Raw genomic sequence first — 11,305 nt, 5'->3', positions numbered from 1 at the left:
ATCCTCGCGCTCGGCGACGCGGCACTCGCTGCCCGCGTCGACGCGTGGCGCGCAAACCGCTCGGCCAAAGTGGCGGATAAGCCGAATGACGTTCCGTGAGCCTCTCCCGCCCGGCGCCACCATCGGCATTTTCGGGGGCGGGCAACTCGGGCGTTTTCTTGCCGTAGCAGCCGCGAAGCTCGGCTTCCGGACGGCCGTCTATTCCTCGAAGGAGGACAGCCCGGCATTTCAGGTCGCGTCGCAGCATTGGTGCGCATCCTACACGGACGAGGTCGCGCTCGCGGAATTTGCGCAGAACTGCGATGTGATTACTTTCGAATTCGAGAACGTGCCCGCTGCCGCGCTTCAGATCGCCGCGTTGCGCACGCCCGTTTGGCCACGTGCGCGCGCCGCCGCCATGACGCAGGATCGGATCGCCGAGAAGCGCTTCCTGACGGCGCTCGGCCTTGATACGGCGCCCTACGTTGTGGTCGAGACGGACGCCGATCTTGCCGCTGCCGCCTCGTTCCTCGCGCAGCACGGACGTGGCATCCTCAAGATCGCGCGCGAAGGCTACGACGGCAAAGGCCAGGCGCGCGTGTCGAGCGAGGCGGAGCTTCGCGACGCGTTCGCGGACTTTGGTGCCGCGTGCGTGCTGGAAGGCATGGTCGACTTCGCGCTTGAGATTTCCGTGATCGCGGTGCGCGGAGCCGATGGCGCGGTGTCGGCTTATGACTGCCCGGAGAATCGCCACCGGGACGGTATTCTTCATCGGAGCATCGTGCCAGCCGCTTGCCCGCCTGCGCAGCAGGTCGCTGCGCAGGAAATTTCCGCCCGGATCGCTGCCGCGCTCGACTATCGCGGAACGCTCGGGGTTGAATTTTTTGTCATGCCCGGCGGCGAACACGTTCTCGTGAACGAGATCGCGCCGCGCGTTCACAATTCCGGTCACTGGACGATGGAAGCCTGCGTCATCAGCCAGTTCGAGAACCACATTCGCGCCGTCGTGGGGTGGCCCATCGGCAGCGTGGAGCGGCACTCCGACGCGGTGATGACGAATCTCCTTGGCTCGGATGTGCTTGAGTGGCAGGACATTTTAAACCGCGATGCGGGTGCTTCCCTGCATCTCTACGGCAAGTCGGAGGTCAAGGACGGTCGCAAGCTTGGGCATGTGACCCAATTATCACCGGTGAAAAAACAACCGTGACGCTTCGCGCGCTACGTCAAGCTTAAATAGACAGACAGGGTAAAGCCTGATAGAGTGCGCGCAATAGCCTGCACTTGTGCGGGCTTTTTTATTCCAGCCCATCGAACCAAGGGAGTCAGCGTGCAGGTACACGTTCGCGATAACAATGTCGATCAGGCGCTGAAGGCGCTCAAAAAGAAAATGCAGCGCGAAGGTATCTTTCGCGAGATGAAGCTGCGCAACTACTACGAAAAGCCCTCCGAAAAGAGAGCCCGCGAAAAGGCCGAGGCCGTGCGCCGCGCCCGCAAGCTCGCTCGGAAGAAGGCTCAGAGAGAAGGCATCGTCGCTCCCGGCCGCGCCGCAGCACGATAAGTCTTCGTTTCAGTTTATACACAGCCGGCGAAAGGTTTCGCGCCGCCATTCCGATTGTGGCCTCATTCGAGGCCCAGTGTGGCGACACTTGAGAACCTTTCGCGAGGGTGGAGCCTGTATTGTGACGACGGGGACGATAAAACGAGCGTTGACGGCGGGTGGTGTGTGTCTTGCGATTTTCTCGCTAGCGGCATGCGAAACCCCCGGAGTGAGCGATCAGCGTGCCGCCGACCGTCTGAACAATCCGCAGGTCGATCCGAGAAATAACATCGCTTCCATCTCACAGGTTCTCGCGAAGAACCCGCGAGATGCGAGCGCTCTGAATCTTCGTGGCACCGCCTACGGTCAGGCGGGAGACGGTGAGCGAGCCATCGCCGATTTCTCGGCCGCAATTCAGATCAATCCGCAATTCTACCAAGCCTACAACAATCGCGCGCTGATCTATCTGAAGATGGGCCGCTACGACGCTGCTCTTGCTGATTACAATCAGGCGCTGGCGATCAAGCCGGATTACGCCGGAGCCTATGTCGGCCGTGGCAATGTCTACAAGGACCAGCGCAATTATCCGTTGGCCGTGGCAGACCTCAGCAAGGCCATAGAGCTAAAGCCCGACGATCCTGCACCGTACTACAGCCGTGGCTTGATCCATCAGGCCATGAATGACCATCGCAACGCGCTGGACGACCTTAACGTCGCCGTGAATTACCGGCCCGACGCGCCGGATCCGCACTTCGCGCGCGGCCAGAGCTACATGGTTATGCAGGACTACAAGAAGGCTTTCGAGGACTTCCAGGTTGCGGGAACCAACAAGGTCAACAATTATGAGGCGTGGGCCGCTGCAGGTCAGGCTGCGGAAGGCATGGGCGACCGGAAAGAAGCCGCAGTCGCTTACAAGCGCGCGCTTCAGATCAACCGGGAAAGCCGCGTCGCCTCTGAGGGGCTGCGTCGCGTCGGCGGCGAGGACGCGTAAAGCATTCGATTCGTGTTGGGTTCGCGTTGCGTGCTGACTTGCTGCGAGTGCGCTCTTGCACATGCGATCAGGTTTATTGCGCTCGGGAAGTCCCGCTTGGCGTCGGGCCAGAAAGCGGCCACCGCCCCGGTGATGAAAAGCGTGGGCGCTGTGTCAGTGCTTCGTTGAATAGAACGAAACGACCACCTCGCGTAAGGCGCTCAAATTCTGCTGACAGTGCCGGCGCGCGGCGGAGCGGTCTCCGCGTTCAAGCTATCGGCGCGGCTAGCCAACCCGGCGGGCACTGAAACGATTTTTTCTGACGTGCGCAGCCATCGGCTTGGCAGATTTGTTTCCTTAAAAATGCTCGTCTTCAGTCCCGTCGCTTTATATCGATGGATCTCAGCGTCCGCTTGCCGGTTTGGAGAACGAAAGTGACTGGCCTTGGTTTAATTCAGCTGAGGCACCCCATGTTGATGGGCGATGTGCTTAGAGTCTCGACATCGACTTGCGACAGTGGCTTCATCGCCGCCGGTCCTTCGGGCTTCGGGCGGCATTTATCCGATCTCGCTATACTTACTCACAAGCCAGGAGCGACCATGAGAATACACGTTGGCAGCGAAATGACATTCGACTTTCCTCAGCCGACGCCGATGATTGCTCTGCTCAATGTCCATTACTCGCGCTTTTCCGACCTCGAACACCCGGATTGTCTTGTGACGAGCCCGGCCGCGCCGATCGAAGGGTATCGCGACAGTTTCGGTAACTGGTGCAATCGGGTTGTTGCCCCCGCAGGCCGCTTCACGTTGCGGACCGATGCGGTCATCCGGGATAACGGCTCATCCGATCCCGTGGACGTCAATGCGTTGCAGCATCAAGTCGAACATCTGCCCGCCGAGACGCTGCAGTTTCTTCTCGGCAGCCGCTATTGCGAAACCGACGTCTTGTCCGAAGACGCCTGGCGGCTTTTCAAGGATCTGCCGTTGGGCTGGCCGCGCGTGCAAGCCGTATGCGACTTTGTGAATGGCCATCTTTCGTTCGGCTACGAACATGCCCGCGCCACCCGCACCGCCGCGCAAGCCTATGCCGAGCGGCGCGGCGTCTGCCGCGACTTCGCGCACCTCGCCATCGCCTTCTGTCGGTGCCTCAACATCCCCGCGCGTTACTGCACCGGTTATGTGAGCGACATCGGGCTTCCGCCGCCATACGCGCCGATGGATTTCGCGGCCTGGATGGAAGTCTATCTCGGCGGGCGCTGGTACACGTTCGACCCACGAAACAACGCCGTCCGGTTTGGCCGTGTTCTCATCGCGCAAGGCAGGGACGCCGCCGACGTGCCCTTGACGCAGATTTTTGGTCCCGGCACGCTTTCCAGCTTCCAGGTCTGGACAGAAGAACTCTAAGCTGCCCGAGCCGCACCTTAAGAAAAACCCCGCCGATACGACGGGGTTTTTCTATGAGCTGCCCCGCGATGGGGCGTAAACCTCAGACTTGCGAGCGGCTTTCACGGGATTTTCCCCCGTGGCTCGCCTGACCGCCCTTGCGGCCCGCCTGGGCGGCAAGATCGCGGTTGCGCGAGAAGCTGCGGTTTTCGTCCGACACGTTCTGCCCGCCCTTGCGACCGGCTTCGGCGGCAAGCGAGCGGTTCTGGCTGAAGCTTCTCTTCTCATTCGGGACGCTCTGCCCGCCCTTGGAGGCGATGGCGCGCTGCTTTTCGGCGTCCATGGAAGCGAAGCCCCTATTCGAGGTCGAACCCTTCTTGGGAGTTTGGGAGGCCATTCAAGCTCCTATCATGACTGTTTTGTAGCAGTCTCAGACTGAGACTTTACGCTGCTAACAGCCTGCTCCCGTCGTGGTTCCGCTGATACTGCGAAGAATTTGCGTCGGACACACAGATTTTCTTCACGTTTTCGTCAAGACAAGCTCCAGGTGGCACAACGAGAAAGGCCGTCGGACAGGGAAAATGTCCAACGGCCATCTGCGTCAAGGTTTCGCTTTACTTGGTAATTAGGTTGCAGGCAGAAGCTAAAGCGCGGCCTTCATCGAAGTTGCAGCCGCTTCCTCGCCATACATCGACAGCATCGGCTCATCTTCGAGAACAACCTCGTCATAATAACCGCAGCCATTGAAGTGGCTCGCCATCACGCGACCATACGCGCCGATATTGCCGATTTCGATGAAGTCGCCCTCATCGATGCTTTCCGGCAGCATGAACGGACCCGCCAGATAGTCGGCGCTGTCGCAGGTCGGACCGTAGAAGTCGAACGCCTTCTCGCGCCCGCGCATGGGAACCCCGTTCGACGCATAGGCGCGCGTCGGGAAAACCCATTTGCAATGCGCAGCGTCGTACAGCGTGCCGAACGCGCCGTCATTGACGTAGAGCGTATCGCCGCGCCGCGCGTCGACCCGGACGATCACCGACTCGGCTTCGGCCACCAGCGCCCGCCCCGGCTCGCACCAGAGCTGGCAGGTGTAGCCCACCGCCATCTTGTCGAAGGCGCCGCGGATCTCGTCCATGTAGGCGTCGAGCGCAGGTGGCTCCATGCCCGGATAGCGGGACGGAAAGCCGCCGCCGACGTCGACGATATCGACAAGCGTAGCAGCCCGCACGATCTGCTGCGAGACGGTCCGAAGCACCTGGCCATAGCCGACCGGGCACATCATCTGGGAGCCCGCGTGGAACGACACGCCCAGCATGTTGGAGTTTTGACGCGCGCGGCGGATCAGTCCCGGCGCTTCGCTCCATGGCGCGCCGAACTTCCCTTCGAGCGAGATTTCGCTGTAGGTCGACGGGCACGCCACGCGCACGACGAGCGTGAGATCCTTCGCATTGCCGGTGACGGCGAGGATCTTGTCGAGTTCCGAATCGGAGTCGAGCGAAAATGTACGGACGCCATAATCAAAATAGGCCTCCGCAATGAACTTGCGCGACTTGACCGGATGCATGATGTGCATGACCGCGCCCGGAAGATCCGCGATGGCGCGAACTTCCGTTGCGGAAGCAACGTCGAAATGCCGGATACCCGCATTGAAAAGCGCCGCTACGGCCTTGGGCGAATCGTTCGCCTTGACCGCGTAAAGCGTTTCCCCCGGAAAACTGTCCAAGAACCAGCGGGCAGCGCGGGCTGCCGCGTGCGGACGGAATCCAAGAACGGGGCGATCTACATGAAGCTTGCGGAGAACCTCCGCCGGCGTCGGGTAAATGTCCATCGCATGGGACCTCCCATTTAAGAGTTAATCCGATGCTGCTGACGAACGCTTCACCGCGCTATGCGGAGTTTGCCAGACAGGCGTATTTCTGCACGTTCAGCATACGGGAGGCGGGATTAGCCTCAGAGCGCAGCCTTTATGAGCAGAAGTCACCTCCCCGGCGCCCTGATATGGCGCAATCGTTTCGCAATCGAGCTGCTTTAAGTGGCCATATCGCCCCGAAGGTCAAGACCTTTTTTCGCGTGGGGGGAGAAAACCGCCGACGTGATGTTTGCTTCACGCAGTGAATCGACAAAAGCCGTTAATTATCAGGGGCATTTCAATGAGCGCGCTGGCGCGTCGGACGCGGCCGCAACAGCGGCGGAGGCGAGACGAAATCCCCATGGATTTCAGCCGAAGCGTCTGGCGTCCGAGGTTTGCGAAGGGGCGACCCGCGAATTGCGAACGCGAGGGCGGAAGCTAGGGAACGGTTCATCACAATCGACGGTTTCACTGCGAACGGGCACACGGCGTGGTACAACCACAGCCTTGTTTCGCTTGCCAATTCCAACAGTTCTCCGAAAGGATCGCGAGAGGACGGCGCTGCGACTCTCAACCCCAGGTGGTGATTGGAATTTTCGCAAGTGACCCTAGATGTGTTCTCGATGAATTATCGCTTTGGATATGCGGACAGAATGAGTTCCGATTCTGAGATGCCCTTGCAGGGAGCCAAGATACTCGTGGCTGAGGACGACGCAATCCTTGCATTCGATATCAGCATCCTGCTTCAGAAGGCCGGAGCGTCGATCCTGGGGCCGGCTGTTACCCTCAATCATACGATGACCATCGCCGCCAATACGCCGATGTCCGCCGCGTTGCTGGACGTGAGCCTGCGCGGTGAGGAGGTCTTTCCAGCCGCGCGCGTACTCACCGAACGCGGTGTGGGCGTGGTTTTCTACACGGGTTATGCCGAGGTGGACAAACTCAAGCGTGAGTGGCCGAACGCCGAGGTGCTGACGAAACCCGCGCCTCCGCGCCGCCTCGTCGACGCGGTCGCCCGCGCCTGGGGCGAAAGCACGGTCGTCTGACCCCTCCCGTACGGGCATCGGCGGCTGCGCGGCAGCAGTTCCACGCCGACCAGCGCAACAATAAAAGCAATAAAATCCGCGTCAAAATCCGATGCAGCAAGGCTGCTGTTGCGGAACTCCAGAGTAGCGCAAGTTTCAAGCATGGCGTCTGCGGTAAATTAATGGCGCGCATAAGAATTTGCCGAGTGGAGATTCGCGATGCCGATGCCGTTGAACGTGAAAGCCTCCCAGGCCATGCCTTTTCCGGCGCGGGCTATCGGTCTGGCGTGCCTCCTTCCCTTCACCTTGGGCGCTCTCGCCGTGTGTCTTGCACCCGAGATCAGGTCAGAAGCCGCTTCGGCGCTGATCGTCTACGGCGCTATCGTGCTATCCTTTCTGGGCGGTGTCCGTTGGGGTTTCGCGGTGCTCGAAGGAGGGGAGGCGAGTTGGAGCGCCTACGGGTTGGCGGCAATTCCGTCCCTGATGGCGTGGATCGGCGCGGTCTGTGGCGGCCCGGACGGGCTTGCCATTCTCGCGCTGGCGCTCACGGTCTGGTTCTTTGTTGAAAAGGCCGCTCCGCCCGCATTGCCGCTGCCCGCCTGGTACGGCCGAGTGCGCGGTGTACTCACCACCATCGCAACGCTCTCGCTCGGGGTGGCCGCCTTTTCATGGTAAAGAATCGGTAATAAGGTCAACCCTTGGCTGAACTGTGGAACCATCTTATCTAAAGATGTGTTGGGCGTTTAGTATTCAGAGAGGGTTAACATGTCCCAAATTTTCAAGGCGTCATGCATCGCAGCGGCGCTAGGTGCTGCAATGACGATGACATCGTATTCGGCGAGCGCGGCGCCGCTTGTATCAGGCTTGGAGGGCGCGCTGTCCTCTAACATCATGGCTGTGCAATACGGCCCCGGCAAGCACGGCGGCCACAAGCCCGGTTTTAGACCCGGTCCGAAGCATGGCCCCGGTTTCGGCCCCGGCCGGCGTGGCGGCAATTGGGGTCATCGTCGTCGCGGACCAGGCGGCGCGGCCATCGGACTTGGCATCGCGGGTGCGATCATCGGCGGCGCGATCATCGCCAACGAGGCCAATCGAGCTTATGCCGCACCGCCGCCAGCCGCTTATGACGACGGCTACGGTCGTTGTGCGGCCACGTTCCGGTCTTTCAACCCGAACACCGGCACATATGTCGACCTAAACGGCTACGAAAGGCCGTGCCCTTATCTTTAAGCTCTACGCCTGACGTGATCCTGCGGTCAGCTTTCCATGGCTGATCGCGGGAAACGGCGGTGGTACCGATTTCACGAAGTCATCGCCGATGGCCTTTGTCGCGCGCGAGCGCTTACCCCAACAGCTTGCTCTCGGGTGGCACCAGCCGCCGGGCGTCGCCGTCCCATCTCCACGGCGCGCGCGATGTGATGCGGACGCCGCCGATAGCGCGGTCGATGCGCCGATGCTGCAAGGCGTCGGCATGGCCTGAAAGCACTGATACGCCCAGATGCGTCAGCGAAAGCCGCGAAGCCATATAGTCGTCACGCGCGCCCTCAGGCAAGCCGGGTGAGAAGGCGCGGCCATTAAGCCCGGCAATAAACGGCGCCGAGGTATCGCCCAGCGCATCCAGCAGGCAATAAAAGCTCCAGTCGCCCATGAACAACGCCACCTCGCTCTCGCGATAGGCGTCATAGACATATGCCGGATGGCGAACGCCGTCGTGGATCAGCGTGAGGATGGTCGTTTCCGTGCGCGAAAGGCCGGTGCGATGATCCGGCAATTCTTCGAGGAGCCGCAGTATCGCGAGGCGCAGGAACGGCAGAACGTGCGTGCTGAGGCGCAGCAGGTTCGCCCACGGCTCTGGCGAAGGGGCACGGAACGCGTTCCAAGTAAGCCAGGCGAGCGCGAAATGTGCCTCCGTCGCGCGCTCCTGAAGGTGGAGATGCGGCTTCAGGCCGCGCGGCGTCTCGGTGCCGATGTAACGCCCCGACTGAATGAGCGACACGCCCTCGCGCCGCCCTTCGCCCGCGAGAAAATCGAGCACTTGAACGAGCTGCAACTGATCGTAGAGATCGTGCTCGAACCACAGCACGATTTCGCGAAATTCCGCGTGACCGCGCAACACGTCGTCACGAGCGCGGAACGCCGCGCGAAGCTCTTCCTCCGAGGTCCAGCCGCGCTGCGCGAGGAAGCGGGCGCGCACGTCGGAAAGCTCGTCGAGCGGCAGCGAGGGGACCGGCCCCTCATAGAGAATATCTCGCCACGGCAGAATTTCGCCGTCGATGCGCGCCTCTCGCATGCGCGCGACCGCCTCGTCGCCATTCGTGATGATCAGCCGGTCTTTCATGCGTCATTTTTAGCCGCGCCCACGGTAAGGCGCAACGCCCTGTTCGGGTACCCACAGGCCGTGCGGAAGATCGCCAACAGCAAAGAACACATCGATGGGCATGCCGCCTCTGGGATACCAGTAACCGCCGATCCTGAGCCAGTGCGGGTTCAGCGTTGCGTCGAGCCGCTTGCCGATGGCGACGGTGCAATCCTCGTGGAACGCGCCGTGATTGCGAAACGCGCCGAGATAGAGCTTCAGCGACTTCGACTCCACGAGCAGGTCGCGCGGGACGTAGTCGATCACGATGTGCGCGAAATCCGGCTGGCCCGTCACGGGGCAGAGCGAGGTAAATTCCGGCGCGGTGAAGCGCACGACGTAGAGCGAGCCCGTGTGCGGGTTCGGAACGGTTTCGAGCGCGGCCGCGTCCGGCGATGCGGGCAGATCGGCACGTTGCCCGAGTTGCGTCAGGTGAACCGTGGGGTCGTTCATGCGATTAACTCCGTCTTTGGCCGGGCGGTCCGGGCGCCCTCGTAAACGCGCGATTGGCCCAACAGGTGCCACATCGAAACCCTGCGCGCAAACGCCGCCTCGGCGCTGTTCACGGTGGACCGCATCTTCGACGCCTGGAGAGCTTGTGGCCGCCATGCCATAGTCGCTTCACAAAATGGCCATGCCGCCGCGCTTCAGTCTCGACCCATCGAGCGCCAGATCGGCTCCCGGTCGCGTTCGCCTTCGAGTACAGAGTCCATGCGCCGTTTTCTCATCCCGTTCCTCATCCTCGCGCTTCTCCTGCCGGCCAGCGCCGCTCCGCCGCCCGCAACCGCCAATTGGCCGGAGGCCGGTCAACGCTGGATCAAGAAATATCGCGCGAAGCACGAGCCGCTCGCGGTTCCCGCCGTGATCCAGATGCTGAGCCATTCCGGCGCGCTGAAGGAGCCGGATTCATCCGGCCTCTATGTCGGCTTCCTCGCCGGGGTCCTGAACGCGAACCCGAAAAAGGCGCAGGCCATCATCGAGAAAACGCTGCCGCTGCCCTTTGAGGATCAGTGGATCGTGATACGCGCCGTCGCCTATTCCCAGATTCCGGACTGGCGCAATCACATGAGCGTGCTGGCGGCGCGCCTGCCCGACCGGCGCGTGATGGCCGAACGCTATCTTTCGGGCGAGTTGCCGACGCTGAACCAGATCGCGCTCGAACCCTACAAGGCCGGCACGGTCGAGAAGGTTCAAAGCTTCTTCAACGGCGACATGTTCTTCAAGGACAAGGACAAGGAAAAAGAGGAGAGGAAGCGCCAGATCACCTTTGCCTCCAACGCGGAGCTGATCGACACGCTGTGGGGCATCTATTTCGCTACGGGCCGCGAGGGGCCGATCGCGCAGATCGTGACGCTGCTGCCGTGGTCGAAGGAGCGCGACAGCGTGGACAAGCTCACCATCGGCAGCATGGCGCGCTTCACGCTGGCGTCGAACGCGGCGCGCGACGCGGATCTTCTGCGCGTGCTGAAGAATTTGCAGGAGCGGCAGCCGAAAAAGGTGAAGCCCATCCTCGCGGAAGTGATCGAAGCGGCGGAACTCGCGGACACCGCGCGGCTCGGCAAGGACGCGCTCGCAGCGCTCGACGAGTTGAAGCGCAAAGGGCCCGGCTCGACGCGCGATCTTCTCACATGGGGCTCGGTCGGTCAGGCTGCTGTGTCGGCGGGGTGCCTCGGCCTCGCGGTGGCTAGCGTCGGGACGGCGGGCATACCGTGCGTGGTCGGCGGTGCGCTTTCAACCGGTGCGCTTCGTTATATCGGCAGCTCGGGCGGCGTAGAGTAGTGATGTGGACTTGGCAAAAATTCGATGACGACAGTGATGGCATTACCATCACACGTGAGATCGCTACGAATGACATCGGTGTTTCCATCGAGCCATGGGGAACTCAGGGGGCGGGGAAACAGATTATGTTTAAATATAGTCACGGAGATATTGAGATCGAACTTACAGCGCGGCGATCTCCGAAAAGCGTCACCCACCAGAGTGAAATCAAATTTGGTGGCGCGGATTTTCCTTTAGGCCCAATCTGTCAAGTCTGGTTCGATGATCGCAAGATGACGTTCATCAAAAAGCGACCGCTTACAGTAGTGCAACGACTAGCAATCGAGGAGACCTTCAGCGATTTTTTGACGACGACGTTTCGCGACTGTTCATACTCGGTTCCGCCATGCGCCGAACAGGTGGAATTTTACTAGAGCCTTTCGCAAGAA

The 11,305-nt window shown here is 61.1% G+C and carries 14 protein-coding genes; 10 read left to right on the top strand and 4 right to left on the bottom strand.

Features of this window, described 5'->3' with window-relative positions; translation table 11 throughout:
• Positions 1-85: 85 nt before the first annotated feature.
• The 4 genes from T281_RS04265 (at position 86) to T281_RS04250 (ending at position 3,889) form a co-directional block, all read left to right on the top strand.
• Complete coding sequence (locus T281_RS04265) at positions 86-1,186, top strand: 5-(carboxyamino)imidazole ribonucleotide synthase (RefSeq protein WP_037234760.1); 1,101 nt, start codon at positions 86-88, stop codon at positions 1,184-1,186.
• A 120-nt stretch (positions 1,187-1,306) separates the two neighbouring features.
• Positions 1,307-1,537 carry a 30S ribosomal protein S21 gene (gene rpsU / locus T281_RS04260; RefSeq protein WP_013419901.1) on the top strand — a complete coding sequence of 77 codons (231 nt, stop codon included), beginning with the start codon at positions 1,307-1,309 and terminating at the stop codon, positions 1,535-1,537.
• 208 nt (positions 1,538-1,745) lie between these two features.
• The gene (locus tag T281_RS04255; protein ID WP_052037011.1) at positions 1,746-2,507 is read left to right on the top strand and encodes a tetratricopeptide repeat protein; all 762 of its coding nucleotides are present in this window, start codon (positions 1,746-1,748) and stop codon (positions 2,505-2,507) included.
• Between the two features lie 578 nt (positions 2,508-3,085).
• Positions 3,086-3,889 carry a transglutaminase-like domain-containing protein gene (locus T281_RS04250; RefSeq protein ID WP_037234755.1) on the top strand — a complete coding sequence of 268 codons (804 nt, stop codon included), beginning with the start codon at positions 3,086-3,088 and terminating at the stop codon, positions 3,887-3,889.
• A gap of 82 nt (positions 3,890-3,971) precedes the next feature.
• Here T281_RS04250 and T281_RS04245 read toward each other — a convergent pair whose 3' ends face one another.
• Positions 3,972-4,265: a con-10 family general stress protein gene (locus tag T281_RS04245; protein WP_013419904.1), complete on the bottom strand. Its 294-nt coding sequence runs from the start codon at positions 4,263-4,265 to the stop codon at positions 3,972-3,974.
• Positions 4,266-4,511: 246 nt separating this feature from the next.
• Complete coding sequence (locus T281_RS04240) at positions 4,512-5,696, bottom strand: type III PLP-dependent enzyme domain-containing protein (protein ID WP_037234752.1); 1,185 nt, start codon at positions 5,694-5,696, stop codon at positions 4,512-4,514.
• Between the two features lie 32 nt (positions 5,697-5,728).
• Here T281_RS04240 and T281_RS18645 point away from each other — a divergent pair, with 32 nt between their 5' ends.
• From T281_RS18645 to T281_RS04225, 4 genes are all read left to right on the top strand, one after another.
• Entirely contained in the window at positions 5,729-5,983 is a 255-nt protein-coding gene (locus tag T281_RS18645; protein WP_155955095.1) for a hypothetical protein, read from the top strand.
• Between the two features lie 387 nt (positions 5,984-6,370).
• Complete coding sequence (locus T281_RS04235; protein WP_155942437.1) at positions 6,371-6,763, top strand: response regulator; 393 nt, start codon at positions 6,371-6,373, stop codon at positions 6,761-6,763.
• Between the two features lie 198 nt (positions 6,764-6,961).
• Positions 6,962-7,417 (top strand): DUF3429 domain-containing protein, encoded by a 456-nt coding sequence (locus T281_RS17415; protein WP_052037010.1) that lies wholly within the window; start codon positions 6,962-6,964, stop codon positions 7,415-7,417.
• 141 nt (positions 7,418-7,558) lie between these two features.
• On the top strand, positions 7,559-7,972 hold the full coding sequence (locus T281_RS04225; RefSeq protein ID WP_081796587.1) for a BA14K family protein: 414 nt from the start codon (positions 7,559-7,561) through the stop codon (positions 7,970-7,972).
• A gap of 112 nt (positions 7,973-8,084) precedes the next feature.
• Here the strand turns inward: T281_RS04225 and T281_RS04220 are convergent, their stop codons facing one another.
• A complete protein-coding gene (locus T281_RS04220; protein ID WP_037234742.1) occupies positions 8,085-9,080 on the bottom strand; it encodes a DUF1835 domain-containing protein in 996 nt (331 codons plus the stop codon).
• Positions 9,081-9,089: 9 nt separating this feature from the next.
• Entirely contained in the window at positions 9,090-9,551 is a 462-nt protein-coding gene (queF, locus tag T281_RS04215; RefSeq protein WP_037234739.1) for a preQ(1) synthase, read from the bottom strand.
• 258 nt (positions 9,552-9,809) lie between these two features.
• Here queF and T281_RS04210 point away from each other — a divergent pair, with 258 nt between their 5' ends.
• Both T281_RS04210 and T281_RS04205 read left to right on the top strand, forming a co-directional pair.
• Positions 9,810-10,877, top strand: a complete 1,068-nt coding sequence (locus T281_RS04210; protein WP_037234736.1) for a hypothetical protein — start codon at positions 9,810-9,812, stop codon at positions 10,875-10,877.
• A 2-nt stretch (positions 10,878-10,879) separates the two neighbouring features.
• On the top strand, positions 10,880-11,290 hold the full coding sequence (locus tag T281_RS04205) for a hypothetical protein (protein ID WP_037234722.1): 411 nt from the start codon (positions 10,880-10,882) through the stop codon (positions 11,288-11,290).
• The last annotated feature ends 15 nt before the right edge of the window (positions 11,291-11,305 follow it).

It is taken from the genome of Rhodomicrobium udaipurense JA643 (assembly GCF_000636015.1).
Taxonomy (GTDB): domain Bacteria; phylum Pseudomonadota; class Alphaproteobacteria; order Rhizobiales; family Rhodomicrobiaceae; genus Rhodomicrobium; species Rhodomicrobium udaipurense.
Note: the sequence above shows the minus strand (reverse complement) of the source record. Positions and strands in the feature narration are given on the sequence as shown.

Coding starts and splice junctions, on each gene's coding strand:
- T281_RS04225 (WP_081796587.1), top strand. CDS start 7,559: ATGACGATGACATCGTATTCGGCGAGCGCGGCGCCGCTTGTATCAGGC.
- T281_RS04235 (WP_155942437.1), top strand. CDS start 6,371: ATGAGTTCCGATTCTGAGATGCCCTTGCAGGGAGCCAAGATACTCGTG.
- T281_RS04250 (WP_037234755.1), top strand. CDS start 3,086: ATGAGAATACACGTTGGCAGCGAAATGACATTCGACTTTCCTCAGCCG.
- queF (WP_037234739.1), bottom strand. CDS start 9,551: ATGAACGACCCCACGGTTCACCTGACGCAACTCGGGCAACGTGCCGAT.
- T281_RS04210 (WP_037234736.1), top strand. CDS start 9,810: ATGCGCCGTTTTCTCATCCCGTTCCTCATCCTCGCGCTTCTCCTGCCG.
- T281_RS17415 (WP_052037010.1), top strand. CDS start 6,962: ATGCCGATGCCGTTGAACGTGAAAGCCTCCCAGGCCATGCCTTTTCCG.
- T281_RS04220 (WP_037234742.1), bottom strand. CDS start 9,080: ATGAAAGACCGGCTGATCATCACGAATGGCGACGAGGCGGTCGCGCGC.
- T281_RS04240 (WP_037234752.1), bottom strand. CDS start 5,696: ATGGACATTTACCCGACGCCGGCGGAGGTTCTCCGCAAGCTTCATGTA.
- T281_RS18645 (WP_155955095.1), top strand. CDS start 5,729: ATGCTGCTGACGAACGCTTCACCGCGCTATGCGGAGTTTGCCAGACAG.
- T281_RS04205 (WP_037234722.1), top strand. CDS start 10,880: ATGTGGACTTGGCAAAAATTCGATGACGACAGTGATGGCATTACCATC.
- T281_RS04265 (WP_037234760.1), top strand. CDS start 86: ATGACGTTCCGTGAGCCTCTCCCGCCCGGCGCCACCATCGGCATTTTC.
- T281_RS04245 (WP_013419904.1), bottom strand. CDS start 4,265: ATGGCCTCCCAAACTCCCAAGAAGGGTTCGACCTCGAATAGGGGCTTC.